The sequence below is a fragment of the Pseudoalteromonas sp. SWXJZ94C genome (assembly GCF_015864385.1).
GTDB lineage: Bacteria > Pseudomonadota > Gammaproteobacteria > Enterobacterales > Alteromonadaceae > Pseudoalteromonas.
Genome location: NZ_JADYXF010000054.1, coordinates 1 through 24,356 on the forward strand (window position 1 = coordinate 1; position 24,356 = coordinate 24,356).

At 38.0% G+C, this 24,356-nt stretch carries 18 protein-coding genes and 1 rRNA gene; 13 read left to right on the top strand and 6 right to left on the bottom strand.

Going from position 1 to position 24,356, the window contains the following annotated elements:
• The 5 genes from rrf to I6F65_RS18550 all read left to right on the top strand — a co-directional run bounded on the left by rrf (position 1) and on the right by I6F65_RS18550 (position 7,433).
• Positions 1-115: ribosomal RNA gene (gene rrf, locus I6F65_RS18530) — 5S ribosomal RNA — on the top strand.
• A gap of 1,250 nt (positions 116-1,365) precedes the next feature.
• Positions 1,366-1,728, top strand: a complete 363-nt coding sequence (locus I6F65_RS18535; protein WP_197114342.1) for a hypothetical protein — start codon at positions 1,366-1,368, stop codon at positions 1,726-1,728.
• On the top strand, positions 1,725-4,058 hold the full coding sequence (locus tag I6F65_RS18540) for a fatty acid cis/trans isomerase (RefSeq protein ID WP_197114343.1): 2,334 nt from the start codon (positions 1,725-1,727) through the stop codon (positions 4,056-4,058). The genes I6F65_RS18535 and I6F65_RS18540 overlap by 4 nt, the downstream gene beginning before the upstream one ends.
• A 130-nt stretch (positions 4,059-4,188) precedes the next feature.
• Positions 4,189-5,922: a response regulator gene (locus tag I6F65_RS18545; RefSeq protein ID WP_197114344.1), complete on the top strand. Its 1,734-nt coding sequence runs from the start codon at positions 4,189-4,191 to the stop codon at positions 5,920-5,922.
• Positions 5,923-6,023: 101 nt separating this feature from the next.
• Positions 6,024-7,433, top strand: a complete 1,410-nt coding sequence (locus I6F65_RS18550) for an ATP-binding cassette domain-containing protein (protein WP_166114566.1) — start codon at positions 6,024-6,026, stop codon at positions 7,431-7,433.
• 48 nt (positions 7,434-7,481) lie between these two features.
• Here the strand turns inward: I6F65_RS18550 and I6F65_RS18555 are convergent, their stop codons facing one another.
• The 6 genes from I6F65_RS18555 to I6F65_RS18580 all read right to left on the bottom strand — a co-directional run bounded on the left by I6F65_RS18555 (position 7,482) and on the right by I6F65_RS18580 (position 14,578).
• Positions 7,482-8,360 (bottom strand): TraB/GumN family protein, encoded by an 879-nt coding sequence (locus I6F65_RS18555; protein WP_166114535.1) that lies wholly within the window; start codon positions 8,358-8,360, stop codon positions 7,482-7,484.
• A 38-nt stretch (positions 8,361-8,398) separates the two neighbouring features.
• A complete protein-coding gene (locus I6F65_RS18560; protein ID WP_024611228.1) occupies positions 8,399-9,841 on the bottom strand; it encodes a sensor histidine kinase KdpD in 1,443 nt (480 codons plus the stop codon).
• A complete protein-coding gene (locus I6F65_RS18565; RefSeq protein WP_197114345.1) occupies positions 9,822-10,496 on the bottom strand; it encodes a response regulator transcription factor in 675 nt (224 codons plus the stop codon). The genes I6F65_RS18560 and I6F65_RS18565 overlap by 20 nt, the downstream gene beginning before the upstream one ends.
• Positions 10,497-10,569: 73 nt before the next feature.
• Positions 10,570-12,549, bottom strand: coding sequence for an LTA synthase family protein (locus I6F65_RS18570; protein WP_197114346.1), 1,980 nt, complete (start codon positions 12,547-12,549; stop codon positions 10,570-10,572).
• Entirely contained in the window at positions 12,540-12,911 is a 372-nt protein-coding gene (locus I6F65_RS18575) for a diacylglycerol kinase (RefSeq protein ID WP_024611231.1), read from the bottom strand. The genes I6F65_RS18570 and I6F65_RS18575 overlap by 10 nt, the downstream gene beginning before the upstream one ends.
• Positions 12,908-14,578, bottom strand: coding sequence for a phosphoethanolamine transferase (locus tag I6F65_RS18580; protein ID WP_197114347.1), 1,671 nt, complete (start codon positions 14,576-14,578; stop codon positions 12,908-12,910). Before I6F65_RS18580 ends, I6F65_RS18575 begins: the two co-directional genes overlap by 4 nt.
• 554 nt (positions 14,579-15,132) lie before the next feature.
• Between I6F65_RS18580 and ilvG the strand changes: the two genes are divergently transcribed.
• The 8 genes from ilvG (at position 15,133) to I6F65_RS18620 (ending at position 24,250) form a co-directional block, all read left to right on the top strand.
• The gene (gene ilvG, locus I6F65_RS18585; RefSeq protein WP_024612240.1) at positions 15,133-16,782 is read left to right on the top strand and encodes an acetolactate synthase 2 catalytic subunit; all 1,650 of its coding nucleotides are present in this window, start codon (positions 15,133-15,135) and stop codon (positions 16,780-16,782) included.
• On the top strand, positions 16,779-17,021 hold the full coding sequence (gene ilvM / locus I6F65_RS18590; protein ID WP_024612241.1) for an acetolactate synthase 2 small subunit: 243 nt from the start codon (positions 16,779-16,781) through the stop codon (positions 17,019-17,021). Before ilvG ends, ilvM begins: the two co-directional genes overlap by 4 nt.
• Before the next feature lie 104 nt (positions 17,022-17,125).
• Entirely contained in the window at positions 17,126-18,982 is a 1,857-nt protein-coding gene (gene ilvD / locus I6F65_RS18595; protein WP_197114348.1) for a dihydroxy-acid dehydratase, read from the top strand.
• A gap of 2 nt (positions 18,983-18,984) precedes the next feature.
• The gene (gene ilvA / locus I6F65_RS18600; protein ID WP_197114349.1) at positions 18,985-20,538 is read left to right on the top strand and encodes a threonine ammonia-lyase, biosynthetic; all 1,554 of its coding nucleotides are present in this window, start codon (positions 18,985-18,987) and stop codon (positions 20,536-20,538) included.
• A gap of 97 nt (positions 20,539-20,635) precedes the next feature.
• Positions 20,636-21,670 carry an ABC transporter substrate-binding protein gene (locus I6F65_RS18605; RefSeq protein WP_024612244.1) on the top strand — a complete coding sequence of 345 codons (1,035 nt, stop codon included), beginning with the start codon at positions 20,636-20,638 and terminating at the stop codon, positions 21,668-21,670.
• A gap of 60 nt (positions 21,671-21,730) precedes the next feature.
• Entirely contained in the window at positions 21,731-22,906 is a 1,176-nt protein-coding gene (locus I6F65_RS18610) for a methyltransferase (RefSeq protein ID WP_197114350.1), read from the top strand.
• Positions 22,907-22,937: 31 nt separating this feature from the next.
• Positions 22,938-23,597, top strand: a complete 660-nt coding sequence (gene can, locus I6F65_RS18615) for a carbonate dehydratase (RefSeq protein WP_024612246.1) — start codon at positions 22,938-22,940, stop codon at positions 23,595-23,597.
• Positions 23,598-23,605: 8 nt separating this feature from the next.
• Complete coding sequence (locus I6F65_RS18620) at positions 23,606-24,250, top strand: NAD(P)H-binding protein (RefSeq protein ID WP_166114563.1); 645 nt, start codon at positions 23,606-23,608, stop codon at positions 24,248-24,250.
• The last annotated feature ends 106 nt before the right edge of the window (positions 24,251-24,356 follow it).

A 24,356-nucleotide genomic window follows, 5' to 3' on the forward strand; every position in this document is an offset into this window, starting at 1 on the left:
CTTGGTGACAATAGCGTTTTGGACCCACCTGACTCCATGCCGAACTCAGTAGTGAAACGAAACAGCGCCGATGATAGTGTAGCATTTGCTATGTGAAAGTAGGACATTACCAGGCTTCAAATTGTAGAAAGCCCGAATCTAACGATTCGGGCTTTTTTACGTCTGCAGAAAAGTGAAGTGTGGTTGAAAAACGTACAGCTCACACCCTACACTCCCATTAATATCCCTTATTTCATTCGATTACAGCTCATGACCCACTTTAAAGAAGCCCACTTAGCTCACCAGTCTCAGCAATAGCGCGATACTAATCAGTTTAAGAGAATGATTATGCTGTATTTACACTATAACTCTCCACTGCTGTGGGCACTAAAGCATTCTACTGCATATGCGTAGCGCACCGACTTTACATTGTAGAGACCCAAAATTTAAAGGTTCGGGCTTTTTAACTTTAAAATTGTGCCTTCATTTTATCGATTCTGATTTTTATTGTTCTAATCTCAATTTATGATCTGTTCAGTTATATAGTTTATAAAAATTTACAGGGCTCGTTTAGATAAAAGTAGAATAATAAAGACTTAATAATGAGTGAAACTGAAAATCATACAAATAGCATTTTCTGTTGGTCAGAACTTTGTACACATAATTGTTTGATTAGCGGTATGCGGATTAATCTATTGGAGAAGATATATTACACCATGCTACAAAAACAAGATGTTGATATAGCGGCTTATATAAGATACCTAAAGAGCAAGTTATTCCAGAGATATGAAGTCATTGTTTGGCTTATATTACAGTCGATAATGTCGATGATTGTGTTGTAAAAGAGAAAAAGCTAGGTGCTTAAATTATTTCGGGTCCTCATAATGTAATGAGTGCTGGTTGTATGCTTACGCTAAAAAAACTGTAGGTACGACTGTTGCGCTATGGCAAGAAAATGAGTAAAAGGTTGTAACCTTAGGTGAGCTAAATGCACTTTATTCTTGATAGAGGACGAACAATTGGTGGCATGCTTGAAATGACAAGTGATTAGCCTGAAGATACCTGCGATCATTGGATGATTTATTTTTCAGTGAAAAACTGTGATATAACAATAAATCAGGCAGTTAGTCTTCGTGGTGAAATATGCGTATCTGATACTGATATCCCCGATGTTAGTCGTTTTAGCATTATTTGCGATTCTCAAGGCGCTGTATTTTCGGTGATCTAATCTGTAATGGATGACGTTTAAATTCTTCATATATTTATTAAGTATAAAGTGAAGTAAGCCTTTATTCTTGATTTATTTGCATTAGCTTTAGCGTTAATTTACTCGCTAGTTTGTTATAATGCTTGTTAATTAAATCGTCAGCAAGTGCAGAGATCGCAATGGAATTTGAACAAGATAGCAATTTAACCCTCCCTTTATTTCTCCTTGATGAAACATTAAGTGAGAGAGATTTAGATCAACCTGATTTTGAAATTTCCATTTCTCTAAATGATGAGTTGCTAGCCCAAATTTGTCAAAATCCAAGTGAAGATAGCAGTATAGCTATTACTGTAAGCGGTTATGAGTTACTTATTAGTAACTCTTTATATTTAAATATATTAGAGCAAGAACATGATGCGCAAATAACATTAACGCATGGTCCTCTTTTAAGTATTGTTTTAAATACTGAAGCTCAAAAAACATTCGTTTCACCACAAATGGATATGATGCCCACATTTGATTTAGGTGATGAGGACGAATGAAAAAAATAATAATAAGTACGTTTGTATTAATTATTCTTAGTGGTTGTGCATATTTAGGTAATGCTCATTACGACGATTTGTTTGGTCCTGAGCAAACGCAAGAACGTATTGTTCCACACTCTACCCTTGCTGGCGCTGATTTTTTACAAAACGTAAAGCCAGTACTCGATACTCGCTGTGTGGTTTGTCATGGTTGTTATGATGCTCCTTGTCAGCTTAAGCTTTCATCTCCTGAAGGTATTGATAGAGGATTAAGTAAAGAGTTGGTTTATGATGGAACTCGTTTACTAGCGACAACCCCAAGTCGTTTATTATTTGATGCAACTAACACTCAACAATGGCGAGAGAAAAACTTTACGCCAGTACTTAATGAACGTGTACAAACCGAAGAAGCTAATTTAGCGGGCAGTGTTTTATTTAATAGTTTAGTGTTAAAGCAAAGTCATGAGTTACCAGAAAATGAAGTATTAGATGATGAGTTTGACTTCTCATTAGGTCGTTCGCAAACATGTGCCACTATGGGGGAGTTTGACAGGTTGGCTAATGATCAGCCTCATGCTGGTATGCCTTATGGTTTGCCTGGTGTATCTCGTGAGGAGTTTAATCATTTACAAAAATGGCTAAAAACAGGCGGTAAAATGTCGCATATTAAGCCACCAAGTAAGTTTGATCAGAATAAAATAAAGGGTTGGGAAGCTTTTTTAAATCAAGATGATTTAAAGTATCAACTATCAGCTCGCTATATTTATGAACATTGGTTTTTAGCGCACGTATATTTTACGCCAGATAACCCTCAAACCTTTTTTAAATTAGTACGCTCAAGTACACCTCCAGGTGAGGAAATACAGCTTATAAATACACGTCGTCCTTATGATGATCCTAAAGTTAGTCGTGTTTATTACCGCTTTATGCAAGAACGCACAACAATACTCTCTAAAACGCATTTACCACTTGAGCTTAATGAAGCTAAGTTATTACGTTTATATGAGCAGTTCATTGCACCAGATTATACTGTTAAGCAAATGCCTAGCTATGATCCTAAATCAGCATCTAATCCCTTTAAAACATTTGAAGTGATTCCTATTAATTCAAAATATCAGTTTATGCTTGATGAAGCTGAGCTCATTATAATGGGCTTTATTAAAGGACCTGTTTGTCGTGGGCAAATAGCTTTGAACGTTATAAATGATCATTTTTGGGTCGCTTTTGCTGACCCTAAAAAAGTGGCGACTCCTGCTGTAAGAGAGATGCTAATGCAACACGAAGAGGCTTTAGAGCTTCCTGCTGCAGAGGAGAGTAATGCGCTACCAATTTCGAGCTGGGTTAAATATTCAGTTCGCGAACAAAAGTACTTACAAGCTAAAGTTGATCTAGCCAATAAAATGTTTAAAAACGGTGAGCATCTTACTACTGATTTACTTTGGCAAGGCGATGGTAATAATAAAAATGCAGCGTTAACAATCTTCCGTCATTACGACAGTGCAACAGTTGTGAAGGGCTTTATTGGTCAAGAACCAAAAACAATGTGGGTACTAGATTATGCATTGTTTGAGCGTATTCATTATTTGTTAGTAGCGGGCTTTGATGTATACGGGAATGTAGGGCATCAACTTGTAACGCGTTTATACATGGATTTTTTACGCTTAGAGGGAGAGCAAAATTTCTTAGCATTACTACCTGAGCAAAAGCGTAATCAAATTAATAAAAGTTGGTATAGAAAGTCGCCTCCAAGCCTTTCTAAATTCTTTAAAAATAATCGAGATTTTAGTCAACCAAGTGGTATTGAGTATAAAACAGACGATCCTCAACACGAACTTTATGAGTTAATGAAAGAGGCTTTAGCACCAGTATTAAGTGAAAAATACGATTACACTAAAGTACCTAAAGATTTAAGTGTGATTAATACAATGCCAGCAAAAGCTGTTAACTTATTGCCACAATTATCTTTTGTGTTAGTTAAGCAAGGTGATGATAGCCATAAGGCTTACACTATTATTCATCATAATGCGCACTACAATATATCTAGTTTATTAAACGAAGATGGACAGCGTGCCTATGAAGAAGATACTGCGACTATCGTACCTGGATTTATTGGTGATTACCCAGCAGCTATTTGGTATTTAAATAATGACCAGCAAGTTGCTGCTTTTTCTGAGCAGTTACCAATGATGCAAATAGAAGCTGATTACCGCGCATTAAAAACTAAGTTTGGTATTCGCCGTACACACCCACAATTTTGGCAATACAGTGATATTTTACATAACACAGCTAAAAAATATCGAGGGGTTGAATATGGTATGTTTGATTATAACCGATTAGAAAATCGTTAAATTAAAGTCAGTGGATTAATATGAAACCCAGTATTTATATACTGGTTTTTTTTATGAATATAATCATTATAAGTCACGTATTAGTTTTTAAAATATGAGCTACACTTAAAACAAAAAAATAGGTCTAAATATGTTTAAAGTTGTAGAAAATATTCGTACCCGCTATAGATGGGCATTAATCAGCATTGCATTACTTATCAGTTTATCTGCTTCACTTATGCAGTATTTCTTTTCAGCACAACGTTTTGACGCAAAAATTATAAATATCGCCGGTAAACAGCGTATGCTTTCGCAAAAAATAGCATGGCATAGTGGTGTCATACTTTCATCACCGAATAAACTCCCTGAGCACGTTCATTCTTTAAAAGCATCAATCAACCTATTTGAAAGTGCGCATAAAAGTTTACTCTCAAAAAGCGAAAGCGGCGATTATATATATTTAACTCCAGAATTAATTAATTTATATGAATCGGAGCCTAATAGTCTAGATTCCCAGATTAAATTATTTATTCAAGAAGCCAATAATTTGCTGTATCAGCAAGGGGATGTTGAATCGAAAATCTTCTCAGTTGTCCATGTTGAAAAGTTATTAAAGCGCTTAGATATCGCCGTTAGTTTGTTCGAAAAACAAGCCGTTAAAAAAGTTAATTGGGTCTCTAATTTTGAGTTGTTATTTTGGCTTTTAGCTATGTTGTTATTGCTAGTTGAGCTTCGGTTTATATTTATGCCAATGGAGCAGAAGATACTTCACACACTAAAAAAGTACCACAAGCAAAAAGAATTTTCGAAACAAGTTAGTAAAAATAAAGAGCATTTTATTGCCAGAGCAAGTCACGAATTTAGAACGCCGCTGCAAGGTCTTGTAGTTTCTATTGAAGAGCTAAATATCTCAAAAAATCAGCAAAATATTAAAAATCAAGCAATGTACTGCGCTCTAAGATTAGTCGCAATGCTTGATGAACTACAAGATTTACAAGCTTTAAGTTTAGGGCATTGGGCTTTAAAATCTAAAAACGATAACTTATTAAAATCATTAGAAAAAGTATTAATTGCCTATGAGTATGGCTATACACAAAAGGGCATCAAATTAGTAACCGCTCTTGACTCAACTCTTAATTGCACTGTAAAAATTGATCACCAACGTTTACAGCAAGTCCTTACAGAGTTACTTGGTAACGCTTTAAAGTTTACAGAACAAGGAGAGGTTAATGTAACGGCAAAACTGCGTAACGATCAATTAATAATTACAGTAGAAGATACCGGAATAGGTTTTTCAAATCCTGTTCGCACTTCAGGTTTTGACTCTTTAAATCAAAATAATCATTTTCAAGGGCTCAGAACAGGTCTTGCTCGCGTTCAATATATTGTTAAAGCTTTTAATGGCGATATACAATTTGAAAGCAATAAGCCAAAAGGTGCTTTAGTAACCCTTCAAATTCCAATAGTGACTAAGCAACTTGAAGTTTCAAAAAATGCATTACTTCCATCAACACTACATTGCTTAGTTGTTGAAGATAATCCTCTTAATATGCTTGTTTTAACACGTGTTCTAGCATCGCTAGGCTTTAGTTATGAGTGCGCTGAAAATGGTAAGGTTGCTTGCGAAATGGTGACTAAAAAGCAATATGACGTCATTTTTATGGATTTAAACATGCCTGTTATGGATGGTTTTGAAGCAAGTAAAGCAATACACATTTTTGATGATGGTATACCTATTGTGGTTGTTACTGCTAATACCTCTGAGAATGATATTGCATATGCAAACGAGTGTGGAGCACAAGATCATATTTTTAAACCTATAGATAAACAAGCAATTATTGATGTGCTAACTCGTGTGTTTAATCGAGAAGTAGCTGACTCTTAAGCTTTAATGTTTAAGTGATGAAAACTCACTTGCTAAGCGCTTTCAAAATACGTTAATTTATAATTTTAATATTTGCTTAGGATCTTAGTGTGCAGTCGATTGTGCAATCAATTCAATTTCAGCAATTTAATGGCTATCTACAAGGGCAAGGTAAAAGCCGATATAGTATTCATAATTTAAGCTGGCAAGTTAATCAGGGCGAACATTGGCTGCTATTAGGCGCTAACGGTGCGGGTAAATCAGCATTAACAGCTGCATTAGTAGGTGAAGCCAAGTATGAAAGTGGCCGAATGGCAAGCACGTTTAAAAACTTACAACTTGTTTCATCTGATGCGCAAAAACAGTTGTTAAATAAAGAGCTTGAAGGAGAAAAGCTTAGCGCAGTAGAGGAACTTATTTTTACAGACCAAAACTATAACGCCGGTTTACGAGAGCAGCTCATTAAACTATTTAAGTTTAATGAATTACTTACTCGGCACTTTAGAGATCTATCAACTGGTGAAACACGCAAGCTTTTACTAATTAAAGCACTGAGCTCAAATGCAGACTTAGTTGTGCTTGATGAACCATTTAACGGACTTGATGTGCAGTCTTGTGAGCAGCTTAATAAAATACTCACAGAGCTTAGCCAAACAGTTACTTTTGTTTTTGTACTAAATCGTCTAGACGAAATTCCTTCATTCATTACTCATTATGGTTATGTTAACCAAGGTTGTTTGTTAAATACTTTGGCAAAGCCAAGTAGTGAGCAATTAAGTGATTTACTAAAACTACTACACTTAGAACATACTTCATTGGATGTACCATCTCCTGATATCGAGCAAACTCAAAGTGTATTTACAGGTGATATTTTAGTTAAATTGAGCAATGCCAAGGTTAGTTATAGTGATGTTTCCATATTCAAAAACTTGAACTGGACTATAAAAAAACATCAGCATTGGCAACTTAGTGGTGCTAACGGTTCAGGCAAAACTTGTTTATTAAATTTAATAACCGGTGATAACCCACAGTGCTACAACAACGAAATTGAAGTGTTTGGTTTTAGACGTGGTACCGGAGAGAGTATTTGGGATATAAAGCAACATATTGGTTTTATATCAAATGCGCTACATATGGATTACCGCGTAAGTATATCGGCTTTAAATACTGTTATTTCAGGATTTTACGACAGCATAGGTTTATATCAAAAACCGAGCGACGCACAAATTAATATTGCTCAACAGTGGCTGGCATTTATTGGTTTAAGTGACAAACAAAACACCTCATTCACCCAGCTTTCGTATGGCGATCAGCGTTTACTTTTAATTGTACGCGCTATGGTAAAGCACCCAACGTTACTTATTTTGGATGAACCTTGTTTGGGCTTAGATGAAGCAAACAGACAGCGAGTATTGCTACTGATAGAAAAAGTTTGTGCTGCTAATACGAGTACTGTGATCTACGTAAATCATCATGCGGCAGACAAAATTAAAGGAATAGAAAGTTACTTAAAAATGGAATATTTCAATTAAAACAGAGAAAAAGGTTGAGAGAAAGCTCGCTCAACCTATTCTTCAACTTTAAAGGCGAGTAACAGTAAAGCCTTTGTCTTGTAATTGCTTAAGTAAACCATACTGCTCAGGTAAATGTAGGGCGCCTACTGCAATAAATAGTTGCTCGTTCGCTAAGCGTGGAGTTAATTGCTTAATCCAATTATTATTGCGGTTTATTAGCATTACTTGCTCACTAATTTCACCATAGTTACTATCGTCAAAGCTTTTATTATAATAGTCAGTTAGTGTTTTCATATCGCCATTTTTCCATGCATTTACCAACTTAATAAAATATGTTTCTATGTCTGCAAGCTGTTCAAATGTTTCTTCAATCATTTCGTTATTAAGTAAATCCATACCATTAAACATTTGTAACTGCTGTTCCAATGTTTCTAATTCACCAACTTTTATGTCCTTGGTTTTAGCGTAAGCAAGTACTTGCTTATCAATTCCTGTTTTATCTGAGTAACCAGCATTTTGAAACTCAATTTGCATCATTGTGATCATTACAGCCCACGGTTTTAAACTATTAAACATGGCAATATCAATCGACTTTTTAGCAAAGTAATCTTTAAGCTTGTTGTAATTTTGTTTTGAAAGTTCAGTTTGCAGTGTTTTACCATTAGTAAGCATCATAAACGGCATAGAACGTTGTTGCATTTCTATTGGTGTCAGTTTGCTAATATCAACTTCTACAATGACCTGCTCGCTATCATCAATGGCATCGGTTACATTTTTTGGCAAGCCTTTCATGCTTGCATCGCCTACATGTACGGTGCCAAATAAGTAAGAGTTAACGCCGTTTTTTTCTATTTTGTACAAAGCCGGATCAGCATAGCTGTTAAAGCTAAATGCTATAAGCAGACTCATAATAAAAAAATGACTTATGCGTGGCAGAATATTCATAGTTTGTCCTTAAAATCAGTGGTTAAGTTAGATAAATCTTAGTCTAAATTTAAAGGTATCGTTAAATTTAGTGTTAGGGTATTTTTATTAGTGTTTTTAGCCTCTATTTTAAAGCCATTTAAATTACATAAACTTTGCACAATAGAAAGCCCTAAACCATGGCGCTGATTATTCGTTCGCGATGAATCTAGTTGATAGAGGGGATCAAAAATAGCTTTTAACTGCTCATCATTTAGTGGTGCTGTGACTTTATTACTTAATGAAATAATTGTATTTTGATTATCATTAAGTGCGCTTAGTTGTATTGGCTCGTTTGTTAATCCATAAAAGAGCGCGTTATCGATGAGATTACATAAAATAGTATTTAAGCTAAATTCGTCAGCAATAATTACTACTTTATTTGTAATAAGGTTATTTAAGCGTTCTTTAATTTTTGGGTGTTTAAAGGCTAATTCATTAATACTTTGATTTACTAAGTTATTTAGAATTATATTTTGTGTATTTAATTCTATTGCGCTATTTGATGAGCGCTGCAGTAGCAATAAGTTATTTACTATGGTTTTCATACGTTGAGAAATACTGAGTATATCGCTTGTGTAAGTATCACTAATGCGTTTATCGTCAGGATAGCGAAGAGCTACCTCAGAGAGACTTATTAATTCAGCTATGGGGGTTTTTAGCTCATGTGCAATGTCGCTCGTTAGCCGTTTTTCATTACTATAAAGTTGTTGGTTAACTGTAATGAACTTATTGAGCTCGTTACGTATAGGTTCTATTTCTTCTACTTTAAAGTCGCTTTCTATTGTTTGTGCAACACCGGTGATATCGAGTAGCTTTATTTGGTCGTTTAAATTGTGCAGTGGGTACAAACCTTTATTTACAATTCGGGTAACTAAATAACGTACACCAAATACACCAAACACGCAGGTTAAAATAAATACCACATCAATAATAATAAGTACTTTATTAAGCTCTGAGGTAGGCGCTGCAATAGCAAGAGTCATGGTATTAAAAACAGCCGAATGAGTTGGGTTTCTATCGTCTTTTTGGGCTACAAAGTGACTTATTAGTGCGCGACCGTCACGCCCGTTGGGAAGTTCGTAATCTATAATTTTAGATTCGTTTATCGGCATTTCTAAAAAGGGCAGGTTAGCATCTTTATAAAGCTCTAATGAGTCAGAGCGCTCAAACACATCACTGCCATGCCAAAGTTGGTAAAATTCACTTGCATCTGCTTTTTCATATTCAGACATAAACTCGCCAGCAAAATCAAATTCAACTACGTTGTTGTCATCCTCAACTAAGGTTTTTAAGTAGTTAGCTTTATTCGTTAAAGACTGATTGAACTGATCCTCCACCCAAGTATCAACACTTAAATCAACAGTTAAAAATATGGTGAATAAAATAACCGAAAGCACAGCGCTAATATTATTAACGAGTTTACGTTTAATTGAGTGATTTTTATTTTGTTGTTGCGACATAGCCAAATCCACGTTTATTTTTTATTGGAAGCTCGCCATCAACTTGTCTTACTTTTTTACGTATGGTTGAAATATGTGCTTCAAGCGCATTCTTAGAGAGCATATCGAACTGACCAACTATCGCTTCACTTATAAGTTCCAGCCCTAACACTCGTTCGGGAGCATTAAATAAGCATTCTATTATTTTATATTCATTACGAGTGAGCTCAATGGTATGTTGTTTATAGTGAAGTGTTTTAAGCGAGAGATCTAATACGCAGTCGCCTACGGTAAGCGTATTTTGTTGGCTTTGCAGTGAACCTCGGCGAAGTAGCGCAAGTACACGAGCGTGCAGTTCTTCAAACGAAAATGGTTTGGTTAAATAGTCATCCGCACCTTTCATAAGGCCATTAATTTTATCTTGAGGCTCACTTCTTGCTGACAAAATAAGCACGCGGCTTTGGCTCTTACTGCTGCGAAGTGCTTGTAAAATACTCATGCCATCTACACTGGGTAGCATTAAATCAAGTACGAGTAAGTCATAGCTTCCACTAAGTGCCATGCTTAAACCTTCTGAACCATCACCAGTTTCATCTACGGTAAAACCAAGATTGCTAAAACCAACTTGTAAGCTGCGCCTTAGTGCTTCGGAGTCTTCAATAACGAGGATTTTCATGTTTACTCGGTTTATAAAAATAGCCTTGTTACTTTAACAAGGCTTTATTATCAAGTCACTGCAAGAATAATAACTAATGGTACCAGCCATTTGTGTAGGCTAAATTACCTAGATTGGCATGGGCTAGGGCTTTTTTTATCAGTTGCTCATCGTTTTTACACGGCACAAGTTGATTATTACTATAAGTATATGTTGTTGCTGGTTTTTGCGGTTGTAACACGACCACTTTATTATCGTGCATATAGGCAAAGTTTTTATCGTATTGCATCATTGCGCGTTGTTTGTTGTTGCTAATTGGCTTTGATAAATCATGACCTATCATTGGGTGCTTGCCACTTGCGCCAATTAAAGATAGTAAAGTAACAGGAATATCGAGCTGGCTAGCTAGTTGGCTATCGCGTTTATGGGTAATGTTTTTACCAAAAATAACGGCCGGAATTCTAAAGTGATCAACCGGTACTAAACTCGCCCCAGATACGCGGGAGTCGTGATCGGCAATAACTATAAATACGGTATCATCCCAGTAGCTCGATTTTTTAGCTTTTTTGATAAATGCGCCTAGCGCGTAATCTGCATACTTTGCTGCATTATTACGGGTTTGTTTTTGTTTATCGTACAGCGTTATTTTGTCGTCAGGAAAGTCATATGGGCTATGGTTAGAGCTTGAAAATATAAGACTTAAAAATGGTTTATTTTGTTTTTTAAGCTTAGTAAGTTCTATATCAGCTTGGTCGTATAAGTCTTCGTCTGATGCGCCCCACGAGCCATTAAAGTCTATTTTATTAAAGTTATTAGTATCAACAATATCTTTAAAGCCATTGCCTAAAAAGAAGCTTCGCATGTTGTCAAAATGGCTTTCGCCACCATAAATAAACTGCGTGTTGTAATTTTGCTTCGCTAAAAAGTCAGCAATGGTAAAAAAATCACGTTGTGATTTATCAAGCTTAACAACCGCACGCGAAGGTGTTGGTGTAAATCCTGTAATTACCGCCTCAATACCACGAACAGAGCGTGTACCTGTTGCGTATAAATTATCAAATCCCCAGCCTTGTTTATAAAGTGCATCAATATTAGGTGTAAGCGGTAAACCGCCAAGTGTTCCTACATAACGTGCGCCTAAACTTTCTTGTAAAATAATGACTAGGTTTTTTGGTTTACCTATATTGCTTGCTGCATGAAACGTTTTTGTTGGGGCGGTTACATCATTAAATGCAGCCTGCGTATTTTGCATATTACTGCGCACAATGCTGAGTAGTTCATCGGTGGGCATTTTGCCGTAATAGTCTTGGCTTGATTGCTCGTTAGAGAGTTGCTTTACTGCAAATGCGACGCTATAAACCGAGTTAAGGGTTAAGTCGTTAAGTAAATGATCAGTAGAGAAGGAGACCATGGCTGGGTTAAGTGGTCTGTGCCCTAATGAATTGCGTGCACCTAAAATAGTTAAGCTCACTAAAATGAGCGCTAAAATTGATTGATTTAGCTTTGTTAATGATGACTTGTTTTGCCATTGATGACTAAAGACTTTGCTCGCAAATTTACAGCTTAAAACAAGCGCTATAACAGCAATAAGTACCTCCAACTTGTAGCCTGAAAAAATCATTTTTGAGACTTCTTTAGGGTAAATTAAATACTCTATAAATAAGCGGTTAGGGCGCAAGTCATACTCGTTTATAAACGTAGGCGTAATTACTTCAAAAAAAACGAGTAAAGCAGACATCGTCACTAAGTAAATTTTAATTAGGCTGCGTACTTTATTTTGCCATCCTATGCTTTGCATCAGTAAAGTAAGTAGCAATGCGGGCATAATAATGTAGCTTAGAGTGGCTATATCAACTCTTAAACCACCTATAAATATAGATAACCACGCATGCGATCCAAATACACGTTCGCCTTGCCATACACTTAACCCAAAGCGAGCAAGTGTTAAAAAGCCAAGTGCTAAAACAGCAAATACAACAAAAATCCATACAGGGCCAAGTGCATTTTGTACCTTAGGTATTACTTTAAATATTAACCTCGTTATTTTAGGTATAAAATTTAGCTTTATGCCCATAACACAGCCCACCAAATAAGTGCGGTAATTAACATGGCTATAAACACACTGGCAGAGGCAATATCTTTAGCGAGACCCGAAAGCTCATGGTATTCGCTGCCAATCCTATCAACTACAACCTCAATTGCCGTATTTACAAGTTCAGCAAACAATACAAAAAGCAGGCTGGCAATAAGCAGTAATTTATCGCTCAGTGCAATTTCTTGTAGCCACACAAACACACCAAGTAATGAAAACAGTGCTAGCTCTTGTTGAAACGCCGCTTCAAATCGACTCATCCATTTTAAGCCGTTAAAAGAATGGCTTAAGGTAAAAATAAGACGCATTAAGCCTTGGCGCTTTATAACGGTTTTATTGCTCATAGTTTTATTTCGCTTGGTGTTGTTTGGCAGCTAGCAAGTAAATCAAGCGATGCCTGATACGTTTTGCTTTTAATGCCAATTAAATTTAAAAGGGTGTGAAAAATATTATTGTGTGAGCGTGCTGCACTGGTATCTAAATTAGCTAAACAGGTATTGGTAATGCGCTGATTATGCTCATCAGCCCACATATAAAGGGGGACATGCGTTTGTGTGCTAGGTGCAAAGCTATACGGAAAGCCATGCAAGTAAGCACCGCCTTCGCCAAGTGATTCACCATGATCCGAGATATATAAAAACTGCTTATCTATGTTGTTTGGCAGCGTTTTTAATTGCTCAATTACTTGGGCGTTAACAAAGTCGCTGTACGCAATTGTGTTGTCGTAGGTATTAACTAATTCATCGAGTGAGCAGTTTTGAATGTCGCTTCTGTCGCACGTGGGCGTAAATTGCTTAAATTTATCTGGGTAGCGTTTAAAGTAGGTTGGTCCGTGTGACCCCATCATATGTAGGACGATAACGGTGTTAGGTTGGCTTAAATTAGCGAGTTTGCGTTTAAGTGGAGCAATAAGCGCTTCATCAAAACAATATTTTCCATCGCAAAGCGCTGATGGGGTGGTTGGGATATCAATGTTAACAACACGAGTGCATACGTTCTTGCAGCCGCTGTTATTATCAACCCACAGTACATCGCTGCCAGCTTGCTGTGCTAAGTCAATCAGGTTTTGTTGGTTGTCGGCTGCTAATCGATCAAAGTTATCTTGTGTTTGCAATGAAAACATACACGGCACAGACACTGCGGTGGCTGTGCCGCAAGACGCCACATTATTAAAATACGAAACATTATGCTTTTGAGTGTAAGAGTTGGTGTTGCGTTTATAGCCTTGGTAAGCAAAGTTTTCTGCTCGTGCTGTTTCGCCAACAACTATAACTGTTACGCTGGTGGTATTAGGCGCAATTAGGGTGGGTGCTGCATCTATGTTTTTAAATTCTATATTGGTGTACAGCAGTTGATCGCGCATATATTTATAACCGCTAGAGAGATATTGAAACGGAATAATTTCTTTTTTCAAAATGCGGTTGTTACGGCCAGTGGCTGCGTAATCGGCGTAAAAGTTTACGACCACTAAAGCAATTAATGAGCAGCACGCTACAATAAGTTTTATGCGGCTAATCGCTTCTTGATGAGGGCGAGTAAAGTGTATTTTTACTTTGCTTAATATAAAAACAGGTAGCGCACAAAATAATAGTAAAAAGGCTATGAGCTGTGGGTTTAAATAGCTCAACGCTTCGCTTGAATCGGTTTCGAACGTGTTTTGAATCATTGAATAGTCAAACACTACACCGTAATTTAATGAGCCGTAAAGCACGGCGCTAGAAATTATCAGTAAAAGATAGTTAATTGGTTTTAATAACCATCTAACCGACACTATCGAAAAGAAAATAATTAAAAGGCATAACAAAAGTAGTGGTACTGAAAGTAAAAATAGCCACGAAAAGGAAGCCAATGAGGTAATGGCGCTAAACGAGCCTTGAATAAAAGGAATGTTTATAACTAAACAGTAATAGCAGGCAATCATCACTACAAAGGCGTTAGCACTACAGTGAATATAAAATCGTTTACTACGGTTTGGCTTTTTTTGTGCAGGTGTTTGGCTAAGTGTATTCATATTTAGGCTCGTTTAAAATAACAATGCCATGCTATGTAACAACACTTAAGAATTGCTTAAGAGAACCTACGCATTGCCTGAGGGTAATAAATAATTTTATTTATCACCTTCTTTTTAAAAATTAATCAAACCTTAAACAGAGAATATAAGAATAGTGAATTTCCGTACTTGAAATTACAGCATAAAAAAACCTTTATTTTTGTTAATGGTGAATTTTAAAACCACTTAATTTCCATATTCCCCTTTTTCTTAGATTAACTTTGGTGTTGACTTAAAGGGCTTAGCGCGGTACTAATATAAAAAGAGAGCGAAGGAATAACCTTCGTAGCAATTGAACAAAATTTGGTATTAATTACATGCTTGCAAACGCACTAAACCTAGTCCTGATTATTATCGTGGTGATTATTCCCGCGAGGGCTTCGTAGTGCTTTAAAAACTTAAGCATTAAAGAGCCCTCCGCACTTAACCGTTCGGAGGGCTTTTTAGTTTTAAGCCTAAAGTTTTAAGCGTAAAAAATGTAATTGGGTTGTCACTGAGGAATGAGGGTTTTATTAATGACAGGTGCAGAACTAACAATCGACTTATTAAGTAAACACGGTGTAAAAGACGTATTTGGCTACCCAGGCGGAGCTATTATGCCAATTTACGATGCGCTTTATGATTCGTCGATCAAGCACTACCTTGCTCGCCACGAGCAAGGTGCTGGATTTGCTGCCGTAGGTTTTGCACGTAGCACTGGAAAACTAGGTGTGTGTTTTGCAACCTCAGGACCAGGTGCTACTAATTTAATTACCTCACTTGCAGATGCAATGATGGACTCAGTACCTTTACTCGCTATTACAGGGCAAGTGCCTACCGCTGCGATTGGCTCTGATGCGTTCCAAGAGATTGATATATTAGGTATGTCGCTTTCATGTACTAAACACAGTTATATGGTGGAGCGAGCTGAAGATTTAGCTGAAATATTGCAAGAAGCAATGCATTTAGCACAAAGCGGCCGACCAGGTCCGGTACTTGTAGATATCCCAAAAGATATACAAATGGCGCAAGTGCCTTTTAAACCTTGGCTTGCAGCTGATGAGTATTTACCTGAACTAGATCTAAACCAAGTCGCTATTGCCAACCAATTGTTGAGTGAGGCTAAGCAGCCTGTCGCTTATGTTGGTGGTGGTGTTCAAGCTGCTGATGCGCAAGACGAGTTAATGCAGTTTTTAAATAAAACACAAATGCCTGCAGTCGCAACACTTAAAGCATTAGGTAGCGTATTACCAGATTACGAACATTATTTAGGTATGCTAGGTATGCATGGTGGTCAAGCCGCTAATATTGCAGTGCAAGAGTGCGATGTATTAGTGTGTATAGGTGCACGCTTTGATGACCGTGTTACTGGTAATTTAGCAAAATTTGCAGCAAAAGCTAAAGTTATTCATTTAGATATTGATGCCGCTGAAGTAGGTAAACGTAAACCAGCTAAAGCTTCATTAATTGCTGATTTAAAAACATCGTTACCAGCATTAGAGTGTTTTGTAACGCCTAAAGCATGGTGCGACGTTAACAAAGAAATGATGGTTAAACATGCATGGCGTTACGACTATCCAGGCGAAAAGGTATACGCACCTTATTTACTTAGTCAGCTTAGCGAGCGTATGCCAAAAACAGGCGTAGTTTGCTGTGACGTAGGTCAGCACCAAATGTGGGTGGCTCAGCATATGAAATTTAGTCATCCAACCAACCATTTAAGTAGTGGTGGTGCGGGCACTATGGGTTTTGGTTTGCCAGCAGCTATTGGTGCACAAGTAGCACGACCAAATGATTTTGTTATAACTGTATCGGGCGATGGCTCAATCATGATGAATATTCAAGAGCTTGCAACTATTCGTCGTAATAATTTACCAGTAAAAATATTAATTTTAGATAACCAGCGCTTAGGTATGGTTCGCCAATGGCAAGAGCTATTTTTTGAAGGTCGTTACTCTGAAACCAATCTTTCGGACAACCCTGACTTTGTACAATTAGCTGCAGTGTTTGGTATTCCAGGGCAAACAGTTACGCATGCCAATCAAGTTGATGATGCAATAACAGCATTAGTTAATAGTAAAGGTCCGTATATTGTACATGCCTGCATTGATAACAAAGCAAACGTATGGCCGCTTGTGCCACCGGGTGCAGCTAACGATGAAATGATAACGGAGAAGGCAAAATGAAACATAGCTTAATTCTTGTGTTAAAAAATCAAAGTATTGCCGTAGAGCGATTTTTACGTGTGGTACGCCATCGTGGTTTTGACTTAACGCATTTTCAGCTCAATATGGACGACGGTCAATACAACGTAGCAATGACGGTAGATAGTGATAAGCCTATTCACCTACTAACAAGTCAGTTAAACAAACTGGTTGATGTTAAAGAAGTCAATTTGCAAAACTTACAGCAACAAGTCGTTTAATGTTGCAATAAGAACGTTATTTTCGGGTAAGTTAATAATAACTTACTCAACAATTTTAGAATGAGGAATGCCCGCTTGTTAAGCGGCAAAAAACTGAGGTAACTATGGCTAAATTACGAAGTGCAACAACAACTGAAGGACGTAAACGCGCAGGCGCAAGAGCATTGTGGCGCGCAACAGGTATGACCGACTCTGATTTTGGTAAACCGATTATTGCCGTAGTTAACTCGTTTACACAGTTTGTACCAGGGCATGTACACCTTAATCAGCTTAGTGAGCTTATGGGTGAGACGATAACCCAAGCAGGTGGTGTTCCAAAAGAATTTAATACCATTGCGATTGATGATGGTATTGCGATGGGGCACGGCGGAATGCTTTATTCGCTACCTTCGCGTGATTTAATTGCTGACTCGGTTGAATACATGGTAAATGGTCACTGCGCCGATGCAATGATCTGTATTTCAAACTGCGACAAAATCACCCCTGGGATGATGCTTGCAGCCCTTCGTTTAAACATTCCGGTAATATTTGTATCGGGCGGTCCAATGGAGGCAGGTAAAACTAAACTTGCTAACATCGACATTAAACTTGATTTAGTTGATGCCATGGTTAAAGGCGCAGATGAATCGGTAAGTGATGCAGATTCAGAGCAAGTAGAGCGCTCTGCATGTCCTACATGTGGTTCGTGTTCAGGTATGTTTACTGCAAACTCAATGAACTGCTTGTTAGAGGCAATAGGCTTAGCGTTACCTGGTAACGGTACCACGCTTGCTACCCATAAAGACCGTAAACAACTGTATGTTGAAGCGGGTGCCCGTATTGTTGATTTATGTCGTGAGTATTATCAAAAAGATAATCAAGATGTATTGCCACGTGCTATTGCCAATAAAACAGCCTTTATGAATGCAATGGTTGTTGATATTGCAATGGGCGGCTCGTCAAATACCGTATTACATTTGCTAGCTGCAGCGCAAGAGGCAGGCGTTGATTTTGATATGTCGCATATTGATGCTTTATCTCGTAAAACACCGTTTTTATGTAAAGTTGCACCGGCAACACCAGAGTACCATATTGAAGATGTACACCGTGCTGGTGGCATGATGGCAGTTGTACGCGAGCTTGGTAAAGCGGGCTTAGTTGATATGTCGGTTAATCATGTAGCTGGGTCAACAATGGCTGAGCTTGTTAAAAAATGGGATGCAACCGACCCAACTAATGAAGTTGCGCGCAAATTTTATCGTGCTGGTCCTGCGGGCATTCGAACTACTAAAGCAATGAGCCAAGAGTGTCGTTGGGATGAAGGTGATAATGACCGCGTAAATGGTTGTATTCGAAGCGTTAAACACGCTTTTCGCCAAGATGGTGGCTTAGCAGTTCTTTCGGGGAATTTAGCCGTTGATGGTTGTGTTGTAAAAAGTGCTGGTGTAGTTGACGAAATGCTACATTTTGAAGGCACCGCCATTGTATACGAATCACAAGATGATTCAGTAGAAGGGATTTTAAATAACGAAGTAAAAGCCGGCGATGTTGTTGTTATTCGTTATGAAGGACCAAAAGGCGGTCCAGGTATGCAAGAAATGCTATATCCAACGAGTTACTTAAAATCAAAAGGCTTAGCTGAAAAGTGTGCCCTTATTACAGATGGTCGCTTTTCGGGTGGTACTTCGGGTTTATCAATTGGTCATGTGTCGCCTGAAGCGGCAAGTGGTGGTGCAATTGCTTATGTTGAAAATGGCGACAAAATCATTATTGATATTGCAACACGTGAAATCACTTTAGCGCTAAGCGATGAGGAACTTGAGGCACGTAAACAAAAGCAATTAGCACGCGGAAAAATGGCTTACAAACCAGTTGATCGTGAGCGTTATGTATCGTCTGCTTTAAAAGCATATGCATTACTTGCAACAAGTGCCGATAAAGGCGCAGTGCGCGATTTAGCTAAATTGGAGGCGCTTAGTTAATTATGGTCTCTCAAGAGCTCGATTATTTTCGCGCTATTATTCAAGCAAACATGGAGCCTTTGGCTAAAGTTACTGAGGTTAGCGAAATGGCTGAACTCAGTAAAAAGCTAGGTAACCATGTTTGGTTAAAGCGTGAAGACCAGCAGCCCGTGTATTCATTTAAATTACGCGGTGCGTATAACAAATTAAATAAATTACCTAAAGGCTCAGTGGTTATCACTGCTTCTGCGGGTAATCATGCTCAAGGGGTTGCATTGAGTGCATCTCACCTTGGGCATCAAGCAACTATTGTAATGCCAGTAACAACACCTGAAATAAAAGTCAGCGCAGTGCGCGCACTTGGTGGTGAGGTTGTATTACATGGTCATCATTTTGATGCTGCAAAAGAATATGCGCTTGAGTTAACACAACAACGTAACGGTATATTTGTCCCACCATTTGATGATCCGGATGTCATTGTTGGTCAAGGCACTGTAGCACGCGAGTTAATGCAGCAATTAAACGAGCTTGATGCTGTATTTATTCCTGTTGGCGGTGGTGGCTTACTTGCTGGTATGGCGGTTTATATTAAATCGCTGCGTCCAGATATAAAAGTAATTGGCGTAGAAGCCGACGAAAGTGCGTGTTTACAAGCTGCACTTGAAGCAGGAAAACCAGTAGAGCTTGAGCGTGTTGGTAGTTTTGCCGATGGCGTAGCGGTTAAAATTATTGGTACTGAGACATTCCGTTTAGCGCAAAAGTTTTGCGATGAGGTTGTAACCGTTACTAGCGATGAAATATGTGCAGCCATGCAGGATATTTTTGTATCTACGCGTGCAATTGCAGAGCCATCAGGTGCACTTGCAACGGCTGGACTGAAAAAGTGGAGTCAGCAGTCGGGGTTAAAAGGGTTGCACTTAGCGGCTGTGCTTTCGGGTGCTAATTTAAACTTTGATCGCCTGCGTTATGTAGCAGAGCGTACTGCGCTGGGTGAAAAAAACGAGGCGCTATTAGCCGTTACTATTAAAGAAGAAAAAGGCAGTTTTAAACAGTTTTGTGCTTCTTTAGGTGGCCGTGCTATTACTGAGTTTAACTACCGTTATGCAGGACCTGGTGAAGCACAAATATTTGTAGGTATTGCTCTGCGCCAAGGCGAGCAAGAGCTCAATGAGCTAAAGCAAGGCTTAACTAATAACGATTATCAATTTTGCGATCTGTCGGATAACGAGCTCGCTAAATTACATGTGCGTTATATGGTTGGCGGAAAAGCACCAGAGCAATTACATGAACGTTTATTGCGCTTTGAGTTTCCTGAGTATCCAGGTGCGCTTGCACGCTTTTTAGATACTTTAGGCAGCAATTGGAACATTACCTTGTTTCATTATCGTAATCACGGTGGTTCGATGGGGAATGTACTGGCAGGTTTTGCAATTGAGCCGAGTCAGTATGAGATGTTTAACGAGCATTTGAATCGCTTAGGTTACAGTGTACAAGATGAAACACAAAACCCGTGTTTTACCCAATTTTTAACATCAAAACCGCAAGCAGAAAAAGCCGAAAAACTCGCCTCAGTATAATCCTTCTTTAAAGGCAGGCACCTAACTAGGGTGCTTGCTTTATCACACGTTTTACATATAGTTACAGGTAATCGTCATACCTCTTGAGGAAACCTCGTTGCTACTTAAAGGATTAATTATTGTATTGTGTGTTTTTTGTGGTCAGATTAAGGCGCAAGAATCTGTCACATTACAACTAAAATGGATGCATCAGTTTCAGTTTGCCGGTTATTATATGGCAGATCAAAAAGGCTTTTATAAAGAGGTAGGCATTGATGTAACAATTAAACCTGCTAACCCCATGATGCCAAATACTTTTGACGCAGTTGCTAATGGTGAAGCGCAATTTGGTGTGGGTCATTCTGGTATTCTGCAGCAGCGAATTGATGGTCAACCGTTTGTTGCCATGGCTGCTATCTTACAGTTTTCTCCTTATTGTTGGATGGTTAAAGACACCTCTGATATTTTTCACCCACGAGATTTTATCAATAAACGTATCACAAGTGTGAGCAGAGAAGACAACACCGAGTTACTCATTATGCTCAAGCGCAGTGCTGTTAATATCGAAAAGCTCAAGATTTACAAAGGTGAGGATTCTAGCCAAGCATGGATTGAAAATAAGTTTGATGCTATGCAGGTATACGTTACTACGGAGCCTTATTATATGACCCAGCAAGGTGTAGCCCATCGGCTTATTTGTCCGCAGCGATACGGTATGGATGTATACGCTGATATTTTATTTACCAGTGAGGCAATGCTTAAAAAGCATCCTCAAACAGTTGAAAAGTTTTATCAAGCAAGTTTAAAAGGTTGGCGTTATGCAATGATGAATATGGATGAAGCTATTGCGATTACCCAGCAAAAATACGCACCAAACAAAAGCTTTCATCAATTAGCATATGAAGCTGAAGTATTAAAAGATTATATAGTCCCCCCTACAACTAACTTAGGTAATATGTCGATGGCTAAGTGGCGACTCATTGCTGATTTATATGGCATACAGCAAAATGAGTTTGATAAAGTAAAAGCTAGCTTTATTTATAAGTATCAGGAGCCTGAAAGTATTAAATTATCATGGATGCTTATCGCCGCTATTATTATCAGTATTATTTCAATACCGCTTTATCTGCGTTTAATTTTTAGTAAAAAATAATATCTTTTGAAATTTGATCTGCTGATATAATTAATTGTCTTTTTTCTATTGTAAGTTGTTATGACTTTAGCTGAGCAATTTTTTGCACTTGATTCATTATTGAAGCGTAACCGCCAGTATTGGCAGTGTACTGCATTTGATTTTGATACTCTTCCGTGGTCTGAGCTACAAAAGCCACTCAACAACTTAACTGACAAGCAAGTAGCTGAGATTGATAGTGATCAGGCTCAGGTATATAAATTTTTTGCCCCTTATATCAATCAGCTTGAAGAACTCGAAATGCTATGCGAATTACCTCGTGCTGATAAATCTTATAGTGATTATCCATTTTGGATAAGTAATGGCATTAAAGGTCGCAAGTTTGACCAGTTAAAAGACTTTGTATCTGCTTTACCAAATAGTACGCTACCAGTTTTAGAGTGGTGTGCAGGTAAAGGGCACCTAGGTAGAATGCTTGCCTTTAATGGAGCAAGTGAAGTGCATAGTATTGAATTGCAATCTAGCTTGTGTAAACAAGGCGAGCAAAGTGCTCAGCAGCAAGGTTTGGCAATGCGTTTTAGCCAAGTAGATGTACTTACTGATAACACTTCTGATTTTTTTAACTCGGATATTCATGCTGTTGCATTACATGCTTGTGGCGGATTGCATCAAGAATTTATGCGCCAAGCAAGTTTAGCCAAAGTGCAAAAAATTAGTTTTTCTCCGTGTTGCTATCATTTATTCACTGCCAATAAGTATTTTGCAATGAGTACGTTAGCTCGTAAAAGCGACCTTAATTTAACGCACCGCGATTTAAAGCTCTCATTACAAGAAACAGTTACAGCTCCTTCTCGCTTGGAAAAAGTACGCAAAACTGAGCTTGAGTGGCGCCTTGGTTTTGATGCTCTTAGAAAGTCGATAACTGATGAGCAATACTATGTAAGCGTCCCTTCGGTTAATAAAGCAATATTCTCAGATTCATTTAAATCATTTTGTGCATGGGCTGCGGATAAAAAGGCAATTTTATTGCCTCAAGATACTGATTATGAAAAGTTTTTATCTATTGGGCAAGAGCGAAAAAAGATTACAGACAGAGTTGAACTGGTTCGACATGTGTTCAGAAGAGCAATTGAGGTTTGGCTTGTGCTCGATCGTGCTTTATATTTGCAACAGCAAGGTTATCAAGTAAGCGTTAAAACGTTTTGTGAGAAACAGTTAACGCCTCGTAATATTCTGATCCTCGCTAATAGCAATTAAATTTCCCGTCCTCGACTTAATAAGAGATGCAATGAGAAAGTTAAAAAATTTATTCGATAACAATAAACGCTGGGCTGATCGTACAAGTGAAGCTGATCCTGAGTTTTTTAAAATTTTATCAATGCAACAAAATCCAGAATACCTATGGATTGGTTGCTCAGACTCTCGCGTACCCGCAAACCAAATAGTTGATTTATTACCAGGTGAATTATTTGTACATCGTAACGTTGCTAACGTGGTTGTACACACCGATCATAATTGTCTGTCTGTTATGCAGTATGCTGTAGAGGTATTAAAAGTAAAACATATAATGGTAGTAGGGCACTACGGTTGTGGTGGCGTACAAGCTGTTTTAGATGATGCCAAATTTGGTTTTATTGATAATTGGCTACGCCATGTAGGCGACGTAAAAGAAAAGCATTTAGAGCAATTAAATGCAATGCCTGAAAAAGAACGTTTAAGCCGCCTTATTGAGCTAAATGTCATTGAGCAAGTGCGAAATGTTTGTCGTACTAACATTGTTCAAGATGCATGGGAAAGAGGTCAAGAGCTCAGTGTTCATGGTTGGGTTTATGGTTTAGAAAATGGGCACTTACATGATTTAGAATCAGTAGTAACGTGTGCCGCAGAAGAAACCGAAAGCTATAAAAGAGCTGTGCAATACGTGCTTGCAAAAGCAGGTTGTGAGTAAATAAGCTTATGACTAAAACGGCGATTATACTTGGTGCCACAGGTTTAGTAGGTAGTGAGCTACTAAATGAGTTACTTAATAGTTCACACTACACCCACGTGGTTACTTTAACTCGCCGTGCTTTACCTATTTCGCATAGCAAGCTAACTAATCACATAATTGATTTCGAAAAGTTAGCCCAATGTGGCGAGCTATTTAAAGGTGACGTGCTTTTTTCATGCTTAGGGACTACACAAAAGCAAGCGGGTTCAATTAGTGCACAGCGTAAAGTGGATTTTGACTACCAGTTTATTGCAGCGCAGTTAGCTGTTAGTAATGGAATAAAACATTATTGCTTAGTGTCGTCCAGCGGTGCAAATGCGCAAAGTCGTAGCCCTTATTTAAAAATGAAAGGTCAACTAGAGCAGCAGATTAAGTTGCTTGCTTTTGAGCGTATAAGTATTTTTCAGCCATCGTTACTGCTAGGTCAGCGTGAGCAATTTAGAGTAGCAGAAAAAATAGGCAGTATAATTTTACCTATTATTGCATGGCTACCATTTTTAAAACGTTACAGACCTATCACGGGTAAGCAAGTAGCAAAGAAGATGCTAACGGTAAGCACCGAGCAACAAATTAAATTATCGTACTTTGTTTTAGATGATTTATTTGAATAGCTTTACATGAAAAGCAAAAGGCAGCCTAAGCTTAATGCCAGTCAGTTAACAGCTGACTGGCGTTTTTTATTGGGGTATTTACTGGGTTTTGGTTTCACACACCTCG